Here is a 19,546-nt window from a genome sequence, read left to right on the forward strand (position 1 = left end):
ATTAAGAATTACGGAGTGTTTTTTGAATGGAGCCTATTATTCGTAATAGTTCTTCTACATCATCCGGCAAACTCTTCGATAATTCTTTGGTTAAATAATCAGTATCTTTTAAAAGTCTGATTCAATAATGTGTTTCTCTGGCTTCTTTATAAGAAACAGAGCGTTTGGCATAAAAATCTTTCCCCGACTGCCTGCCGATTGCTTCTTCTATGTTCGCACCAATGGAGGTGCCGGAAGTAGCAATTGCTTGCTGAGTACAAATTCTTTCCTGTCATTACATAAGAATTGATACACTTTGATTATTCTAACAGCAAAAGCATAGCTTTTTAACTGCACAATGTTATCTTTTCTCATTTCCTTAATTTTGTTTAGATGGCTTATAGTGTCTTTATTCAGGCGTAACTCATAATTCGTAATTATGAATTCTTCTTATGGCTTTCCGGTTTCAATGCTTTCTTCATGCCTTCGGCAGCTTTTCTTTCGGCGCTTTTCAACGGATACAAATGCGAGATACCCGCCTGATATTGTTTGGGGATATCGTCAGTTTGATACTGTTCGTAAGCCTGTGCATTCCGCACGAAATTAGGATCGATCAGTAAAGGTCTTCCCAGTGCTACCAGATCGGCACGGCCGTTTAGCAATATGGTGTTGATCTGGTCAATATCCTGGATATAACCCGTTGTTATCGTAGGGATGTGAACCGTATTCCGGATCGTGTCCGAAAAAGGCGTCTGCCACATTCTGCCTACCTGTGGTTTTTGTCCGGAAACAGTATTTCCGGTTGAAACGTTTATAATGTCTGCTCCGGCATTTTTAAAGGCTTCAGCAATCGCGATTGTATCGTCTTCCGATATTCCGTTTGTAGCCCAGTCGGAAGCAGAGATACGAACCGACATTGGTTTTGCAGCCGGGAATACTTTACGGATGGCTTCAAAAACCTGTAGCGGGAATCGCAGGCGGTTTTCGATGCTGCCGCCAAATTCGTCCTGACGGATATTGGTTAAAGGCGACAGGAAAGAAGCTAACAGGAATCCGTGATGTGCCTGTAGTTCGATCATGTCAAACCCGGCTTCATCCGCATTTTTTGCAGCCTGGACAAATTCAGTAATTACCTGTTCCATATCCTGTGCTGTCATTTCTTTCGGAACGGCTGTTTTGTCGTTAAAAGCAAGGGGTGAGGCAGAAAGCAGTTCCCATGGTTTTTCAATCGATTCGGTAGCGCCTTCCCACGGTTTTTTTGTGGCACCTTTTCGCCCGGAATGTCCGAGCTGAATCCCTATTTTAGCAGTGGTATTTTGGTGGGTAAAATCTGTTACCTTTTTCCATGCAACTACTTGTTCCTTAGTATATATACCGGCGCAACCTAAAGTAATGCGTCCGGTTTGGGAAACGGCGGTCATTTCGGTTAAAATTAAGCCGACACCACCGGTAGCACGTGCACCGTAATGCATTAAATGCCAGTCGGAAACCAATCCGTCTTCAGCCGAATATTGTCCCATCGGGCTCATTACAATCCGGTTTTTTAATGCCATTTCCCGTAGTTGGAAAGGTGTAAATGCTGCAGGTGTATTGGCAGTATTGTTGTTCTTATGGTTAAATTCGGCAAGTACTTTTTGTGTAAAAGTAGTATCCCGCAATGCCATATTTTCAAACGTAACTTTTTTGGAACGCGTCATCACGCCAAAAGCAAACTGCATAAAATCGTGCTCGATATGGCGATCCATGTGCTCAAACCAGTCCAGCGAAACATTCGCAGCATATTGAATCATTTCAACACGGTTTCTGCGCATTTTTTCATATTGCTGAAAAGCTGCTGTTACGTTACCGGGATTGCTGATCACCGCTTCCGACAGGGCAATGGCACATTCCATAGCCAGTTTGGTTCCGGAACCAATGGAGTAGTGGGCGGTTGCTTTGGCATCACCCAATAAAACAATATTGTCTTTGTACCAGTTGTCATTGGTTATAGCCGGAAACTGGCGCCAATGAGAACGATTGGAGATCAGGCCGTGTCCCTGCAGTTCTTCTTTAAACAGGGATTCGATTTTTTGTATCGTATCTTTTTCATCAGTTACACTAAAGCCGGCTTTTTGCCAGGTGGCATCCGAGCATTCAAAAATCCAGGTACTCATACCTTCCTGGTACTGATAGGTATGGGCAACAATAGTTCCGTATGGTGTTGTTCTGAAAAAATATGTAAAAGCGTCCAGAGGTCGTGTAGAGCCCATCCAGACAAAGCGATTCTTTTTTAATTCGGTTTTAGTGCCGAAATCGGAAGCAAACCGATCGCGGATCGCACTGTTGATACCGTCGGAAGCAACAATGATGTCGCTATCGCTCAGTTGGCTCAGGTCGTCAATATTGGTTTCAAAATGCAGGTTAACACCTTCTTCGCGGCAGCGCTGCTGTAATAGTTCCAAAAGTGTTTTTCGGGAGCAGCCGCAAAATCCGTTTCCGGTAATGCGAACAACTTCACTGTCACGGGCAACATCCAGGTCGTCCCAGTAAGCGAATTTGCTTCGTATTAATTCATAGGATTCCGGATCTTTCGTCAGGAATTCACTCAGGGTTTCATCTGAAAAAACGACTCCAAAGCCAAAGCTGTCATCAGCCTTATTGCGTTCGTATACGTCTATCTGGCAATCGGGCTGCGCCTTTTTGGTTAAAATGGAAAAATATAAACCGCCGGGACCACCGCCAATAACTGAAATCTTCATTGTTTATGCTCTTTTAATGGAGAATATCTCTCCTAATTTTGAATAATTGGAACCGGCCAAACGCGCTACGGGCTTGTAGGTTTCCATATTAATTTTATAATTGTCGAGTAATACATCTTCTGCAACATGAAACATGACCACTTTGCCAATAACAATTGTTGCGCCGCCATGCTTGTGGTTTTCCAGTGTATAGTGGTGTACCAGTTCGCACTCCATAGTGATCTGGCATTCTTTTACCCGTGGTGCTTTTACTTTTAAGGAAGGGATCGGTGTTAGTCCGGCCAGTTCAAATTCACTTTGGTCGGAAGGAATATTCATCGAGGTCATGTTCATTTTTTCAACCAAATCTTCCGTAACCATATTGACTACAAATTGTTTGGTTTCCAGTACATTATTCAGTGTGTCTTTATTGGTGTTGTTGGGGCGCACTGTGGAAAACATGACATGCGGCGGATCTTCGCCAACTGCATTGAAAAAAGAAAAAGGAGCCAGGTTGTAAACGCCTTCATTATTCACGGATGATATCCAGCCGATAGGGCGCGGAATCACGGCGCCGGTAAGTAGTTTGTATATTGCCGATTGGTCTAATACAGACGGATCAAGATGCATAGTGTTGTTTGTTTTATTGCAAATTAAAGGTTTTTTTTTGCAATTAATATTTTTAAAATGATAAAAATATACACTATGTATTTTTATTCTATATTTTTTAAGAATTGTGTATTTTTTGTGATTTTATTGCGTTTTCGGAGCGTTTCAACCTGTTTTAAACGGAATGCCGGTTATAGGTGTTTTTAAGACTGATGGTTGTGAATATATTACCGGTTTAGTCGTCCTTGATTTTTCGCCATTCCTTTAGCGGCAGGTATTCGCCATCGCGATTGGCAACAAATATCTTGTGGCTTTGGAAATGCACTTTTACAAAACCGATACCCGTACAGATTCCAAATCGTTCCAGGTACAGTCGCCGGACTTCTATATAGTAAAACGGATCGTCAGCTGTAGGTTTTTGTGTCATCCAGGTAGCCAGGGTATGCAATCCGCCATCGCCGGATATTTGTTCCCGTACTTCTTTTAATTTCCAGATCCTGTCAAAAATGATGTGGTCCTCTTTTGGTATGGCACTCATCATTTTTTGATAATAAGCCTCCCTGTTTTCTGCGGTCAGGTATTCGGTAGTATTAAAAAGCTGTTTTGTGGTTTCGTTATGGAGCTGATTGATATATTCTTCATCAATATAGATATAGGCACAATCTTTCGGATGCAGGCGGATAAAACTGCTGTAAAACAGTTTCCCGTCTAAAAAAGCCCTTTCTACGGAATCAACCGGAAAATCATAATGATTTGCAGTTGTTTCGGACTGATGATTTGGCAGGGAATGTTTACAGGATAACAGCATGAATGATAAGACGGCAGCTGACAAAAGCAAGGATTTCATATACATGACCGGATATATGGATTAAAACGGTGTGATTTTTTAAAAAGCATATTTACTGTTTTAATCGTAAATATAGTGCTTTAAATATGTGTAAAGTGTAATTTTTTATTTAAAAAAATAGCAAATTGATGAATGTATTGTTGCTAAAATACTATATTTATGCAAAATTTATATACATGGAGATTTTAGCCTGCCCGAAATGCCAGAACGACAAGATCGTTAAAAGCGGTGTGATCAACCAGCGTCAGCGGTATTTGTGTAAAAAATGCCAATATTACTTTACCGTTAATAAACTGGGTAAAAAGATCGATAATTACTATGTAACAAAAGCATTGCAGTTGTACCTGGAAGGGCTGAGTTACCGCGAAATTGAACGGATTATCGGGGTTTCCCATGTAACGGTGAGCAACTGGATAAAGGAATTTAAGATCAAAAAGCCTTCACACGCCGATTATCATCCTACCTACAAGATTTTTAACCATATAGAACTGATAGAATATCTTAAAAACAAAGAGCAATTATCGGGAGCCGGAATGATCATTACGGAGCTTGGGGACAAATTTATGCTGATAAAATGGGAGCGTTTTAAAGATTAGCTATACTGCTTTACAAAAATATATACAGCAATATTTTTTTTCCGTTTCCTTTTCAGAATTTGGTAAAGCAAAAAACAAATTAACAACCAAATTTTAACACCTTATGAAGCGGATCATTTTATTAGCCGGCTTACTGTTTCTCTCGGTAGAAAGCTATTCTCAGGGTTCCACGGATTATGGTTCAGGATTAAAAGTAAATTTCAATGAAGACGGATCCAAATACATGCGCTTTATTGCATGGAATCAGATTTGGTTTCGTTCCTCCGAAATGAATCCGGGAACAATGATTGGTGATGAACCGGCCAGTACGAATACCGATATTGGCAACAGACGTTTGCGAATGCTGGCGTATGCACAGATTTCAAAAAGATACATGATTGTGACCCATTTCGGGATTAACAATCAAACCTTCAGCAGCCCGGCAGGTTCTACAAAAAAACCGGGTATGTTTTTTCACGATGCCTGGAACGAATATGCAGTTGTATTGCCGGAAGCCGATAAGAAATTCAGTTTATCGATAGGCGGCGGATTGCATTACTATATGGGACTTTCCCGTATGACGATGGCCTCCACACTGAATTTCCTGACAATTGATGCCCCGATTTTTAACTGGCCGTTAATTGATAATGCCGATCAGTTTGCCCGACAGGTGGGAATATTCGCCAAAGGGAAATACGGAAAACTGGAATACCGTATGAGCATCAACAAACCTTTTGCCACCAGTACGGCTCCTGTGGATGTGGCGGTCGCCGATAATGCCGTTGCCGTGGATAACAGCGGAAATACCCGATGGTCGAAAGCCGGGTATTTTGAATACCAGTTTTTAGATCAGGAATCGAATTTGCTTCCTTATAAAGTAGGTTCTTACCTGGGTACCAAAAGAGTTTTCAATTTGGGAGCCGGATTTTATACGGCACCGGAAGCGACCCGTACCTCGGTAAACGGTATTGTTTCAAAACATGACATGAAATTATTTGCAGCCGATGCCTTTTTGGATATGCCATTGGGAGCAAAGGACAAAAAGATGGCTTTAACAGCATATTCCGTGCTATACGATTATGATTTCGGGCCCAATTACCTGAGAAATATCGGGATTATGAATGTAGGAGCTTCCGATCCTGGTTTTACAGGCGACAGAGCTTTGGCAGGAGCCGGTAATACACAGCCCATGATTGGTTCCGGAACGATCTGGTATACCCAGGCAGGTTTCCTGCTGCCGTGTAAAGCCGAAAAACCAACGGTTCGCATTCAGCCTTTTAGTGCCTATACCTATAAAAAGTTTGATGCATTGGAAAAATCAAGCTCTCAGTTTGATATCGGTGCCAATTTCTTTCTGGACGGACACCATGCTAAAATCACCACTCAGTATTCCACGCGCCCGGTTTATATTGCAAAAGACAATATTGACGGCATGAAAGGGGATTTATTGATTCAACTGCAAATCTATTTATAAACAACTTTGACTAATCATTTATGAGTAATAAATCAACAAAAGGAATATGGAGTGTTATCACAGCATCGTCTGTAGGAACACTTATCGAATGGTATGACTTCTATATTTTCGGAAGTTTGGCAGTAGTTATTTCCACCAAATTTTTCCCGTCCGACAATCCCACTGCGGCATTTTTGTCGACACTGGCAACGTTTGCGGCCGGATTCGTGGTTCGTCCGTTCGGAGCTTTATTTTTCGGACGTCTGGGCGATTTGATCGGTAGAAAATATACGTTTATGGTTACCCTGCTTTTAATGGGTGGTGCCACTTTTTTAATAGGCTGTATTCCCAGTTATGAAACGATAGGCTTTATGGCGCCCTTACTGGTATTGCTTTTAAGACTTTTACAGGGACTGGCATTAGGCGGAGAATATGGCGGTGCGGCGACCTATGTGGCCGAACACGCACCAATAGGACAAAGAGGTTACTGGACGTCCTGGATTCAAACAACGGCAACGGCAGGTTTATTTGTTTCCCTGATGGTTATTCTGGTAACAAAAACCTCCTTATCCTCGGAAGCTTTTGACGAGTGGGGATGGAGAGTACCGTTCTGGGTATCGATATTAATGGTGCTGGTATCCTATTTGATCCGTAAGAACATGCATGAATCACCGGTTTTTGCCAAAGCGAAAGCCGAAGGAAAAACCAGTACAAACCCGCTAAAAGAAAGTTTCGGAAACCGCTACAATCTAAAATTTGTCCTGCTGGCTTTATTCGGAGCGGCAATGGGGCAGGGAGTTGTCTGGTATACCGGGCAGTTTTATGCGATGAACTTTATGAAAACGGTAATGAGTGTCGATTCCACGCAGGTGGATACTTTACTCGGGATTGCCCTGCTGATGGGAACTCCTTTCTTTGTGGTTTTCGGCTGGCTGAGTGATAAGATTGGCAGAAAAAGCATTATGATGACCGGAATGCTGCTGGCGATATTCTTATACCGACCCATATATAAGGCCATGTACAGTACAACAGACGTGGCGTTAAAAACGGAGATCGTTGAAAAAACAAAACTGGTTGCCATCACGAAGGAAAATGCCCACCAGACAATTGATTCCGTGTACACAACAACAAAAGAATTCTCAGACGGTACCCAATGGGAACAGATAAAAACCGTACATTTAGAAGACGGGAAACCGGTAATGGTGGACGGAAAAGCAAAATCGGATATTAAAACCACTGTGCATATCAATGCTTCAGACAAATGGCTACTGATTTTCTTAGTGTTTGTTCAGGTGATTTTTGTAACGATGGTTTACGGACCGATAGCAGCCTTTTTAGTGGAAATGTTCCCGGTAAAAATCCGATATACGTCCATGTCGCTGCCATACCACGTTGGAAACGGAATATTTGGTGGTTTGCTGCCAGCCATTTCCACATATCTGGTGACTGTGGCAAAAGACAACGGCAATGCCGAGTTTTACCTGGAAGGATTATGGTATCCGATTATCATTGCAGCCATCAGTTTTGTGATTGGAGTGTTCTATATTAACGGAAAAGATAAAAATATTAACGACTAAAAGCAGTATCATGAACAAAATAAAAAGAATTCTCGGAATTGTCTGGCTTTTATTAGCTTTAGCCGCAGCCTATTTTTGTATCTTTATATTCGGTCTGCCTAAATTTACAACCGGAAAACAAGACGATTTGGTGTTTGGAATCATCATTTTATTCATCTTAACGCCGTTAATCGTTTTAGGTTTGGGAACGTTTGGCTATTATGCCCTGATAGGAGAATATGACAGTAAAGAATAAGTATATAACTACCTAGTTGCTAATTGTACTCCGGTTTCCTTGTTTGCAAGCGCCGGAGTCATTTGGTTTCGTATATTAAAATGAAAAATCGCCACGAACAGAAGTTAATCGTTTTATCCTTATTGCTTTTATTAGCTTTTAACCTGCCTTTGGTTTTACTTTTCGATAAAGCCGAAGCGATTGGAGGAATTCCGATTATCTATTTTTACTTTTTTTCCTTATGGGTGTTTTCAGTATTGGTTTCATTATTAGTGATTAAGCGGTATTATGAATAGTTTAGGATTGCTGATCATTTTATTGCTCTATCTGGCCATACTGTTTTTTGTGGCCCATTGGGCAGAGAAAAAAGCCCATAGCAAATGGACCAATAACCCTTATGTATATACGTTTTCGCTGGCGGTATATTGCTCGGCGTGGACCTATTACGGAAGCATTGGCGTGGCGGCCAAATCGGGACTGAGTTACCTTACGGTGTACCTGGGACCGGTGATTATCATTCCGGCATGGATTCTGATCCTGCGAAAGATCATCCGGATTTCAAGAGTTAACAAGATTTCCAGTATTGCCGATTTTATTTCCCTGCGTTACGGGAACAGCCGTTTTTTAGGAGCGTTGGTTACCTTTATCAGTGTGGTCGGTATTTTGCCGTATATTTCGTTACAGCTAAAAGCCATAGCCGAAACCTTTACGATAGTAACCAAAACATCACTGAGTTCCAATGTTTTTAATGATACCACAACCTACGTGGCTATCGCTTTAGCCCTTTTTGCCTCTTATTACGGTACCCGTTATGTGGATGCCTCCGAAAAAAGAAAAGGAATCGTTACCGCCGTTGCAATGGAATCGGTTTTAAAACTGTTCTTTTTTATCCTGGTTGGTGTATATGTAACCTTTTTTGTTTTTGACGGTTTTGATGATATTTATGCACAGGCAAGCCTGTTGCCCGGATTTAAAGAAAAAAACACTATTGGCGGTATTCCGCAGGCTTTAAACTGGTTTTTTCTGTGTTTACTGTCCCTTTTTGCCATTTTTCTGCTGCCGCGTCAGTTTCAGATGGCAGTGGTTGAAAACAACAGGGAAAGCCATATCAAAACGGCCATCTGGCTGTTTCCGCTGTATTTGCTGCTTTTTAATGTTTTTGTATATCCCATTGCATGGGGCGGGAATATCCTGTTTTCGGGAAACAGCGTAAATGCCGATACCTATTCGTTATTGATTCCGCAGTTTTTTGATAATTCCGTTATCACGGTGTTGGTGTTTTTAGGCGGATTTTCAGCTTCAATCTCGATGATAGTCGTGGCTTCAATCGGATTGTCGATCATGCTGAGCAACAACCTGCTCATTCCGTATGGCTTTTTGGGAACCTTACAGAGTGAAGTTCAGGACGAGAACAGCAAGCGTATCGTAAACATCCGTAAGGTTTGTATTTTTTTACTGATTATCGTTTCGTATCTGGTTTACCGCTTTTACGTACTGGATTACAATTTGTTTTCCATCGGACTGGTTTCGTTTGTTGTGATGGCACAGCTGGCTCCGGCCTTTTTTGGAGCATTAATGTGGCGGAGAGGTTCCCTGTTAGGGGCTGTTTCCGGAATGATTGCCGGATTTTTAGTGTGCGTGTACACGCTTTTAATTCCGTATTCCATCGGGATTACGAATATCGATAACAGCTTTATTACCGAAGGATTTTTGGGTATTTCCCTTTTAAAGCCCTTTCAGTTGTTTGGACTGGATTATCTGACGCCCATTCCGCATGCGCTGTTCTGGAGTTTGTTCTTTAATACAATTATTTATCTTGCCGTTTCCGTCAGTTTTAAAGGAAACTACCGCGAACGCAATTATGCCGAGATGTTTATCGATATCGACAAATATATTACGATGCATGAAAATGCTTTTATATGGAAAGGAACAGCCTATACCAGTGATATTGAAAAAGTTTTAAAACGCTTTTTAGGAGAAGAACGCACCAAAAGAGCATTGAATATTTTTAACCTTAAATACAATGTGGATAAAAACCAGAAACTGGCCGATGCAAGGCTGGTTAAGTTTGCGGAAAACCTGCTAACCGGACACATCGGAACGGCATCGGCAAGGATCCTGATTTCCAGTGTGGTTAAAGAAGAAAAAATATCCCTTCAGGAAGTGTTGCACATTCTGGAAGAATCCAAAGAAAATATCATTATCAATAAAAAGCTTACCGAAACATCTAACGAGTTAAAACAGATTACTGCCCAGTTGCAGCAGGCCAATGAACAGCTGATCGAAAAGGACTTGCAGAAAGATGAGTTCCTGGATACCGTTACCCACGAACTGCGTACGCCGATTACAGCAATAAAAGCCTCCAGCGAGATATTATTTCACGACGATGATATTCCGGAAGAATTGCGCAAACAGTTTTTAAAGAATATTATCTCGGAATCCGATCGGTTAAATCGTTTGATTAACAAGATACTGGATCTGGAAAAATTTGAAACCGGAAAACAGCGGATCCACGCTACAAAAAACAGTCTGAACAGTACAATAGATAAGGCTTTGGAACCGTTAGAACAACTGATACGCAACAAGACGATAACCATCGTGTTTGAAGATAGAGAAGAAGTGGAAGCTTTTTATGAGGAAGAACGCATTATCCAGGTAGTCAACAACCTGATTTCGAATGCCGTGAAGTTCTGTCCGGAAAAGAACGGGTATATTTCGATAACTTTAAGCGTAACGGAAAACAGTGTGCAAACCAGTATAAAAGATAACGGTAAGGGAATCAACCCTGAAGATCTGGATGCTATTTTTGACAAGTTTTACCAGTCCACCAACCAGAATATCAAAAAACCGGTGGGAAGCGGATTAGGATTAGCGATCTGCAAACAGATTATTGAACACCATAAAGGCAAAATATGGGCAGAGAACAGGGAAGACGGAACCGTGTTTCATTTTACGCTGCCAAGGTATAATACAACGGAAAAGGAATAATATGAAGAAAATTTTAATTGTAGATGACGAACCCAATATCGTTATGTCATTAGAATATACGTTTAAGAAAAATAATTATGAAGTATTCATTGCCCGTGACGGACAGGAAGCATTGGATATTTTAAAGATCCAGCTGCCGGACATCATTATCCTCGATGTGATGATGCCGATGGTAGATGGATTTGCCACTTTAGAGCAGATTAAAAAAGACGAACGCCTGCAGCACTGCAAAGTGATTTTCCTGTCGGCTAAAAATAAAGAAAAGGATATAGAAAAAGGGCTTTCCCTGGGAGCCGATCTGTATATGACCAAACCATTTTCGATTAAGAAACTGGTGGAACAGGCTAATGAGCTGCTCACCAGTTAAAAACAAACTGACTATGAACTACAAGGAATGCTACAACAGGAGTATTAATGCTCCGGAAGATTTCTGGAAAGAGCAGGCCGATGTTTTGGAATGGTATTCCAAACCGCAGGCGATACTTTCCAAAGATGAAAACGGTTATGCGCGCTGGTTTGCCGATGGCGAGCTGAATATCTGCTATCTTGCGATAGACAAGCATATTCAGGACGGTCACGGCGAGCAGGTTGCTTTTATTTATGACTCGCCGGTAACGCAAAATGTCAGGAAATATACGTTTAATGAAGTGAAAACCGAAGTAGCGAAGTTAGCCGGCGGATTGGTTTCGTTGGGGTTGACCAAAGGCGATACGGCGGTGATTTATATGCCCATGATCCCGCAGGTAGCTTTTGCCATGCTTGCCTGTGCCCGTATCGGGGTTACGCATTCGGTGGTTTTCGGCGGATTTGCCCCGCATGAGCTGGCTATCCGGATAGACGATTCCAAACCCAAAGCGATCATCACGGCTTCATCAGGAATTGAAATTGACCGGCTGATTGCCTATAAACCATTAGTGGATGAAGCTATTGAAATGGCAAACCACAAGCCGGAAAAAGTAGTTATTTTTAACAGGAAGTTGGGCGCCAGGATTCCGTTCCAGACGTATGATGTGGATTATGCCGATCTGGTTGCCAGATCGGAAGAAGTACCTTGTGTACCGTTAGAGTCCAGCCATCCGCTGTATGTTTTGTATACATCCGGAACAACCGGAAAACCAAAAGGAATTGTCAGGGATACAGGTGGTTATGCCACGGTACTTAAATTTTCAATGCGCTATATTTATAACGTTAATGAAGGCGAAGTTTTCTGGGCAGCTTCCGATATGGGCTGGGCGGTAGGACACAGTTATATCCTGTATGGTCCGTTGCTAAACCGCAATACGACCGTTATTTTTGAAGGGAAACCGATCAAAACTCCGGATGCGAGCACCTTTTGGCGTGTGATAGCCGAACATAAAGTAAGTGTTATGTTTACAGCACCCACCGCAATCCGGGCGATTAAAAAAGAAGATCCGGACGGATTATTTATAAAAAAATACGATTTGAGCAGCCTGCGTATCCAGTTTCTGGCAGGAGAACGCTGCGATGTTGCCACACTGGAATGGTACCGGAAACATATTCCGATTCCAACAATTGACCACTGGTGGCAAACGGAGTCCGGCTGGCCGATGATTGCCAATATGATGGGAGTGGAATACCTGCCGATCAGACCCGGTTCTGCCGGAAAAGCCGTTTCGGGTTATGATATCCGGATTTTTGATGAAAACGGCAAAGAATTGGGTGCAAATGAGGAAGGATATGTGGTAATAAAACTACCTTTGCCACCGGGAATGATGCTGGGTTTATGGGAAGACGAAGTGCGCTTTAAAGCCGGATATTTAAACCGTTTCCCGGGCTATTATTTTTCCGGCGACGGCGGGTATAAAGACAAAGATGATTATATTTACATAACAGGGCGTGTTGACGATGTTATCAATGTTGCCGGACACCGGCTTTCTACCGCAGAAATGGAAGAAATTGTAGCGGCACACGATTCAGTAGCAGAATGTGCGGTAATCGGGATCAACGATGCCTTAAAAGGGCAGGTTCCGTTAGCGATGGCGGTGGTAAAATCAGGACATGATATTGAGCACTTTCAGCTGGAATATGAAATAGTACAGCTGGTAAGGGAGCAGATTGGTGCGGTAGCTTCCCTGCGAAATGTAGTCGTGGTCCAGCGACTGCCCAAAACGCGTTCCGGTAAAATCCTCAGAAAATTGTTGCGCAGTATTGTTGACGGAGAACAATATCAGGTTCCGTCTACAATTGATGATGAAGCCATTATCGGAGAAGTGACCGACGCTTTTAAAAACTACGGAATAGGAATATTTAAAAAAGATGCAAAAGAATAAACAAATTAGTCATGAGTTATTATAAAATAAACAATCTCGAAGAATATTTTAAACACTATAAAAAGTCTATTCGTGAACCGCGTAAATTTTGGGGAAAAGTAGCAGAAGAGAATTTTACCTGGTACCAGTTGTGGGATAAAGTAATGGAATTTGATATGGCGGAAGCCGATATTAAATGGTTTGTGAATGGAAAGGTCAATATCACAAAAAACTGTATTGACCGCCATCTGGCAAAAAGAGGGAATAAAACCGCGATTATTTTTGAACCGAACGATCCGAAAGAAGCAGCAGAACACATTACCTATAACGAGTTGTACGACCGTGTGGCCAAAATGGCTAACGTTTTACGGGAACAAGGTATTAAAAAAGGGGACAGGGTTTGTATTTACCTGCCGATGATCCCGGAACTTGCCGTTGCCGTTTTAGCCTGCGCCAGAATCGGAGCGATACACTCGGTGGTATTTGCCGGATTTTCAGCCTCTGCCATCGCTTCCCGTATTATCGACTGCGAATGTAAAATGGTTATCACCTCCGATGGTGCTTTCAGAGGAAACAAAACGATTGACTTAAAAGTCATTGTAGATGAAGCCCTGGAAAAATGCCCTTCGGTAACCAAAGTATTGGTTGCGAAAAGAACCAATACAACTGTTACAATGAAAGAAGGCCGTGACCTGTGGTTACAGCCGCTTTTAGACGAAGCGATTCCGAACAACGTAGCGGAAATAATGGATGCGGAAGATCCGTTGTTTATTTTATATACTTCCGGCTCTACCGGGAAACCGAAAGGAATGCTGCACACGACTGCCGGTTATATGGTATATACAGCCTATACGTTTAAAAATATCTTCAATTATGAAGAAAACGATATTTACTGGTGTACGGCCGATATCGGCTGGATTACCGGACACTCTTATATTTTATACGGACCGTTATTAAACGGGGCGACAACGGTTATTTTTGAAGGGGTTCCGTCTTATCCGGATTTCGGACGTTTCTGGGATGTTATCGACAAACATAAGGTTACCCAGTTCTATACGGCGCCAACAGCGATCCGTTCGTTAGCCAAAGAAAGTACCGAATGGGTTGATAAACATGATTTATCCAGCTTAAAGGTTATCGGTTCGGTAGGTGAGCCTATTAACGAAGAGGCATGGCACTGGTATAACGACCATGTGGGCAAGAAAAAATGCCCTATTGTAGATACCTGGTGGCAAACAGAAACGGGAGGAATCATGATTTCACCGGTACCTTTTGTAACACCAACAAAACCAACGTATGCCACGTTGCCGTTACCGGGTATCCAGCCGGTTTTAATGGACGAAAGGCGCAACGAGATTGAAGGAAACCAGGTTGTGGGAAGTTTGTGTGTCAAGTTTCCGTGGCCGTCCATTGCCAGAACCATCTGGGGCGATCACCAGCGTTATAAGGATACCTACTTTTCGGCTTTCCCGGGTAAATATTTTACCGGCGATGGCGCTTTACGGGACGAAGTAGGCTATTACAGAATTACCGGAAGGGTAGATGATGTGGTGATTGTTTCCGGGCATAACTTAGGAACAGCGCCAATTGAAGATGCAATCAACGAACATCCGGCGGTAGCAGAATCGGCTATTGTTGGCTTCCCGCACGATATTAAAGGAAATGCCCTTTACGGATTTATTATCCTGAAAGAGATCGGGGAATACCGTGACCGTGACAATCTGCGTAAGGAGATCAACGAGCATGTGGCGAGTCATATCGGACCGATTGCAAAACTGGATAAGATACAATTCGTATCGGGATTACCAAAAACACGTTCCGGAAAGATCATGCGTAGAATCCTACGTAAAATAGCCGAAGGTGATTTTTCTAATTTTGGGGATATCTCCACGTTATTAAATCCGGAAATTGTAGAGGAAATCAAAAACGAGAAATTGTAGTTTATTCATTTCTATATAATAAAAAACCACTTTCAATTTGAAAGTGGTTTTTTGTTTATCAATGTTATGAAGTGAAGTTTTTTCTTTCTGACTTTTTGGTATATTTGTGAATATCAGCCATAAAAGCTCCATCATATTAAAGCCGACGGGGCGTTTCTTATACATCTTTTAATCCCATTAAAAAGTAAAAATGAACTTTACAGAAGGTATAGTAATTGCCAATAAATTTCCAAATCACAAACGTGAAGTCAGCGTGTACTTTAGCGACAGCGGCAATACAGATCCTAATAGGGGTTTAAGCGGGTTAGATATTGATTATCTGGAAGAAATCGTTACGGTATTAGAGAAACTGGTCAGTCAGAATGATCCTGATGAATATTATCAATGGGGTGCTGATTTGTTCTCTGTTGTATCGAATTGTCAAATTTCAAAATGCCGCAATGCTATTTGGGATGAAGAATTTAAAGATATAAATACAGGTTCTTTATTGTTATTTGTCAGAGCGTTAGAAAAGTTTAAAAGGAAATACAGTGTACCAGACGTTTTAAAAAGTATTGTTGGAGAAGCTTTTGAAACAATAAAAAACAATCCGTCATATTTTAAAGTGATCGAACATGGAAGCTATTACGAAATTCAAATAGATCAACTACTGGTGTCATTAAATTTGAATGAAGAAGATTTGAAGCTTTCCGTTTCGGAATATTTAGATGATATAAGCGAAAACCTTGACTGAAAAATAACGTATAGCAGCGGTTCAAAACCATTACCGGTTTTATCCTTTAAATGAAATCCTGCGCTATAATTTCAGTTTTTTCTTTAGCTTTAAAAACAGTAAAGCAATAATATAGGCATCGCCCGAAGCGGTGTGACGGTCGCTCTTTTTGATTTTAAAAATATCACACAATTCATCCAGGCTCTGGTGTTTGTCTTCCGGCAGGTTTTTAAATTTCTGATACATGACATCCACATCCAGGATCATATTTTTTAGTTTTCCCAGATTCAGGCGTTTTAATGCCTGATTGATCATTTCCACATCAAAGTTAATGTTGTGGCCGATTAAAGTAGCGTCTTTAATAAAATCCAGAAAACGGATAATAGCTTCCGCTTCAATGATTTTCTCTTCTTTGCCTTCTTTTAAAATACCGGTAAGAATGGCGTTTTCGGGATTAAAAACCTCTTGTTTCAGGTAAACTTCAAAAAAATCACCAACTTTAATTTCGTTATCAATTACAGCAATAGCACCAATGGAAAGGATTACATCATCTTTCCAGTCCAGTCCGGTGGTTTCTGTATCGAAAACAACATAGCGCTTTGTCCCGTTTTGTTCTTCTTTGTCAAAATGAGCTGCGTATTGTTTCCAGAATTGGGGAATATCTTTACCTGTAAGCCAATCTAATACCATAATCTATGTAAAATAGGTCAGTTGAAAACGATTTTTAATTAAATCCTGTATGTCATTTATCGGCTGAAAACAATTTTTCAGCTTCACTTTATCTACTTTCGATAGTTCCTGCAGGTTAATGTAACTGCCGTTGGAACTATTCTGCAGGCCTTCTTCGGTTCTGAACCAGATCAGGGTGTTAAAAGCTTCGGCGCATTCCAGATACAAATCGGCATTTTGCGGCTCTAAATCGGCCAGTTTTTTAAAACGCTGGTAGGTATTGGTAATGCCTTTGATGTTTCTGCTGATGCACAGCACACGGGCAGCATCAACCAATGGCATGATGGCACGGTTCTTAATATCGAAAGCATCTTTGTGTTCTTCATCCTGTTCTAACAGGAACTGGCGGAAAAAGCCTAATGGTGCCGGTTTTTTTATGGCATTTGTTCCTAAGAAAGCATAGAACAGCTGGTTGTTATCGGTACTGTTGAAAATGCTTTCCGTCAGGGAATTTTCAAAAGAAACATCCCCGTAAATCAGGTCGTAATCAAAGAAAATAGTACTTAGATTAATTCCTTTTTCACCTGGAGTATTAATCCAGGTATTGTATTGTTTTATCCAGTCTGTCAATGATTTACACCATAGTTCATTATTAGCCATTAACTCCTGCGGACAAGGTGTGTAACCCACTTTTTCAAGTGTTTCGATTACCTTGTCTGCCAGCTGCATAAAGTACTGTTTTACGTCGTCATAACGTTCTGCTTCAACATCTTCAAATACCAGAATGTTGTCGATATCCGTTAACAGCAATTGCTCTTTTCGGCCCTGGCTGCCCAGGTTAAACCAGGCAAATCGGGTAGGAGGCGGTGTTTCCATTTTTTCAATAGCCAGATCGATGGCTCTTTTGGTAATGGCAATATTGATTTCTGCCGCCACATTGGTGATGTGCGAAATCGGGATATTTTTATCGATAGAATTCTGAATCAGGTCAGTCAGTTTTTCCCGTATCGTTTTCAGCTCTTTGGAGCGTGTGGCACGACGGGTTAATTTTAAAAGGATTCCCGGATTACTGGCTTGTGCCGCTACGATATCGTGTTCTGTTATAATTCCGGAAACAGCACTTTTCTCGGTTCCGTCCCTGGTTACACACAAATGCCCGACATTGTGTTTGAGCATCATCATTTGTGCTTCGGCAATTGAAATGTTTTCCGGAACGGTAATTACCGGAGAAGACATGATCTTATCGGCTGCCGTGTCGATAGGGAAAGCCCCGGTTGCAATTTTGGAGCGCAGGTCCTTATCGGTGATAATCCCGATGGGTAACTGGTTATCGTGAATAATAACACTGCCAATCCTGCTGTTGGACATTGTTTGTGCAATGTGTTTGATAATATCGCTGGAACTGGCTGTAATGGGGTTTTTAGTATATTTAACCGGCTGGAAATACTGGATATCCGCGGCACTTTGTTCATCAAAAATAATATTCTCCGAGATTAATTTCCCGCGGTGGTCTTTGTCATAAGGATTCCGGGTATTGGAAGCGAAACTTTCCAGCAGGAAGCTTAGAACGTTGGCATTTTTAGCCACATACGGCTGAAATACGGCAATCGGAATCGCATAAATAATACTCTCTTCACGGGCTTTTGCCGTCATCAGGTAATTGTTTTTGGCAAAAAACGGACGCAGTCCCAAAATATCGCCCTCATCACATTTATCAATCAGGAATTCCTCGGCATCGGAAATTACCGAAAGACCAATCGCACCGTTTGCCACCACATAAAAATTCTGATGGGTCGCGTCGCCAACTTTAAACAATACCTGATTCTTTTCTAAATAGATCACACTGATAGTTTGTGAAATATCCACCAGTTCCTGATAGGAAAGGCTGATAAAAGGAGGATAATGCTTTAAAAAATCGGCTATGCGCTCTGCAATTGGGTTTTTCATAACAGGGATTTAATTCCTAAAAATACTAAAATTAAAACAATTTCAAAACAGAAAATTCACTTAAAAAGTATACAACTGTGAAAAAGTAATCACAATAATGGCAATTAGTGCCAAAATGATTCCGATATAATTGGTACGGCTGATTTTTTCCTTAAAGACGATAATGCCGACAAGGCTGCCCAAAAGGATCACACCAAAGTTCATCGTGGCAAACACGGTTGAAGGGTTATCGGCTAAGGCTTTGTGTGCTTTCAGATAAAACAGGATATTCCCGAAGTTAAGCAGTCCTAAAAGTACGCCAAACAACAGACTCAAACGGTTTAACCGTTCCTTTTTAATGACTGTTTTATACAGTGTTATGGCGGTAGAAACGACTAAAGCACCACAAAAAACAACAAATAAAGAAGTTGTATACGGAATCTCTTTATAGGAAGCGATTTGTTTGAAAAAAACATCAATTGTACCAAATCCGAGTAAAACAATTGCCGGGTACAGCCAGTTATTTTGGTTGTCCTGCCGGCTTTCCTTTTTGTATAACGTCAGGAATATGGCGGTAAAACCGATAAACAGTCCGCAGAATTTTAACGGGCTTATGGCTTCCTTAAAAACAAAATAGGCGATCAGGATCGGAATAAAAAGAGAAAAACGCTGGGCAATATCGGTTTTAACAATACCAATATGGCGCACTGAGGCTGCGAGAACCAGAAATATGGTAGGCAGCAGGATGGCGAGAATAGTATAAACCGGCCATGGTGCATTTGCATTTACAGCGCTGATCTCAGGTTGGTAAAACAGGTAACACAACGTAATGGCAATAACATAATTCCAGTTGATTACCTGCTGAAAAGAAACGGAATACCGTTTGGCTATTTTGAATAAAATACCAACAGAAACGCTACAGAGTACACTAAATAATAGGAAATGCATTTTGAATTTTTGTTATTTGAAAAGTCCTGTAAAGGTAAACGATAATGAATTTCAAAAATAGCGATTGCCGCAATTTGATACAAAAAAATCCTATAATCTGATTTATAGGATTTTATAAGATA

At 41.3% G+C, this 19,546-nt stretch carries 16 protein-coding genes and 1 pseudogene; 10 read left to right on the forward strand and 7 right to left on the reverse strand.

Going from position 1 to position 19,546, the window contains the following annotated elements; all coding sequences use genetic code 11:
* Position 1: 1 nt before the first annotated feature.
* The 4 genes and pseudogenes from BGO42_RS02465 to BGO42_RS02480 all read right to left on the reverse strand — a co-directional run bounded on the left by BGO42_RS02465 (position 2) and on the right by BGO42_RS02480 (position 4,152).
* Positions 2 to 354: pseudogene (locus BGO42_RS02465) on the reverse strand (four helix bundle protein).
* 62 nt (positions 355 to 416) lie between these two features.
* On the reverse strand, positions 417 to 2,717 hold the full coding sequence (locus BGO42_RS02470; RefSeq protein ID WP_273245747.1) for an oxidoreductase: 2,301 nt from the start codon (positions 2,715 to 2,717) through the stop codon (positions 417 to 419).
* A gap of 3 nt (positions 2,718 to 2,720) precedes the next feature.
* Positions 2,721 to 3,326, reverse strand: a complete 606-nt coding sequence (locus BGO42_RS02475; protein ID WP_273245748.1) for a flavin reductase family protein — start codon at positions 3,324 to 3,326, stop codon at positions 2,721 to 2,723.
* A gap of 214 nt (positions 3,327 to 3,540) precedes the next feature.
* On the reverse strand, positions 3,541 to 4,152 hold the full coding sequence (locus BGO42_RS02480) for a hypothetical protein (protein WP_273245750.1): 612 nt from the start codon (positions 4,150 to 4,152) through the stop codon (positions 3,541 to 3,543).
* A gap of 176 nt (positions 4,153 to 4,328) precedes the next feature.
* On the opposite strand from BGO42_RS02480, the gene BGO42_RS02485 reads away from it, so the two are divergent.
* The 10 genes from BGO42_RS02485 to BGO42_RS02530 all read left to right on the forward strand — a co-directional run bounded on the left by BGO42_RS02485 (position 4,329) and on the right by BGO42_RS02530 (position 15,902).
* The gene (locus BGO42_RS02485; RefSeq protein ID WP_177734471.1) at positions 4,329 to 4,748 is read left to right on the forward strand and encodes an IS1/IS1595 family N-terminal zinc-binding domain-containing protein; all 420 of its coding nucleotides are present in this window, start codon (positions 4,329 to 4,331) and stop codon (positions 4,746 to 4,748) included.
* Between the two features lie 103 nt (positions 4,749 to 4,851).
* Entirely contained in the window at positions 4,852 to 6,201 is a 1,350-nt protein-coding gene (locus BGO42_RS02490) for a porin (protein ID WP_177734470.1), read from the forward strand.
* A 20-nt stretch (positions 6,202 to 6,221) separates the two neighbouring features.
* On the forward strand, positions 6,222 to 7,757 hold the full coding sequence (locus BGO42_RS02495) for an MFS transporter (protein WP_273245753.1): 1,536 nt from the start codon (positions 6,222 to 6,224) through the stop codon (positions 7,755 to 7,757).
* A 10-nt stretch (positions 7,758 to 7,767) separates the two neighbouring features.
* Positions 7,768 to 7,992, forward strand: coding sequence for a DUF6814 family protein (locus BGO42_RS02500; protein WP_177734468.1), 225 nt, complete (start codon positions 7,768 to 7,770; stop codon positions 7,990 to 7,992).
* An 80-nt stretch (positions 7,993 to 8,072) separates the two neighbouring features.
* Entirely contained in the window at positions 8,073 to 8,267 is a 195-nt protein-coding gene (locus BGO42_RS02505) for a hypothetical protein (protein WP_177734467.1), read from the forward strand.
* Positions 8,260 to 10,959, forward strand: a complete 2,700-nt coding sequence (locus BGO42_RS02510) for an ATP-binding protein (protein WP_273245755.1) — start codon at positions 8,260 to 8,262, stop codon at positions 10,957 to 10,959. The genes BGO42_RS02505 and BGO42_RS02510 overlap by 8 nt, the downstream gene beginning before the upstream one ends.
* A gap of 1 nt (position 10,960) precedes the next feature.
* Entirely contained in the window at positions 10,961 to 11,326 is a 366-nt protein-coding gene (locus BGO42_RS02515) for a response regulator transcription factor (RefSeq protein ID WP_273245757.1), read from the forward strand.
* Between the two features lie 13 nt (positions 11,327 to 11,339).
* Positions 11,340 to 13,250 carry an acetate--CoA ligase gene (locus BGO42_RS02520; RefSeq protein WP_177734464.1) on the forward strand — a complete coding sequence of 637 codons (1,911 nt, stop codon included), beginning with the start codon at positions 11,340 to 11,342 and terminating at the stop codon, positions 13,248 to 13,250.
* 11 nt (positions 13,251 to 13,261) lie between these two features.
* Complete coding sequence (acs, locus tag BGO42_RS02525) at positions 13,262 to 15,169, forward strand: acetate--CoA ligase (protein WP_273245759.1); 1,908 nt, start codon at positions 13,262 to 13,264, stop codon at positions 15,167 to 15,169.
* Positions 15,170 to 15,359: 190 nt separating this feature from the next.
* On the forward strand, positions 15,360 to 15,902 hold the full coding sequence (locus tag BGO42_RS02530) for a hypothetical protein (protein ID WP_273245761.1): 543 nt from the start codon (positions 15,360 to 15,362) through the stop codon (positions 15,900 to 15,902).
* Positions 15,903 to 15,965: 63 nt separating this feature from the next.
* Here the strand turns inward: BGO42_RS02530 and BGO42_RS02535 are convergent, their stop codons facing one another.
* From BGO42_RS02535 to BGO42_RS02545, 3 genes are read right to left on the reverse strand one after another with little or no spacing between them, the layout of a single operon-like run.
* Positions 15,966 to 16,571, reverse strand: a complete 606-nt coding sequence (locus tag BGO42_RS02535; RefSeq protein ID WP_177734461.1) for a 3'-5' exonuclease — start codon at positions 16,569 to 16,571, stop codon at positions 15,966 to 15,968.
* 3 nt (positions 16,572 to 16,574) lie between these two features.
* Positions 16,575 to 18,497 (reverse strand): DUF294 nucleotidyltransferase-like domain-containing protein, encoded by a 1,923-nt coding sequence (locus BGO42_RS02540; RefSeq protein WP_273245763.1) that lies wholly within the window; start codon positions 18,495 to 18,497, stop codon positions 16,575 to 16,577.
* Between the two features lie 60 nt (positions 18,498 to 18,557).
* On the reverse strand, positions 18,558 to 19,424 hold the full coding sequence (locus tag BGO42_RS02545; RefSeq protein WP_273245765.1) for an EamA family transporter: 867 nt from the start codon (positions 19,422 to 19,424) through the stop codon (positions 18,558 to 18,560).
* Positions 19,425 to 19,546 lie beyond the last annotated feature (122 nt).

The sequence above is a fragment of the Flavobacterium sp. 40-81 genome, from assembly GCF_001898245.1.
Classification (GTDB): Bacteria; Bacteroidota; Bacteroidia; order Flavobacteriales; family Flavobacteriaceae; genus Flavobacterium; species Flavobacterium inviolabile.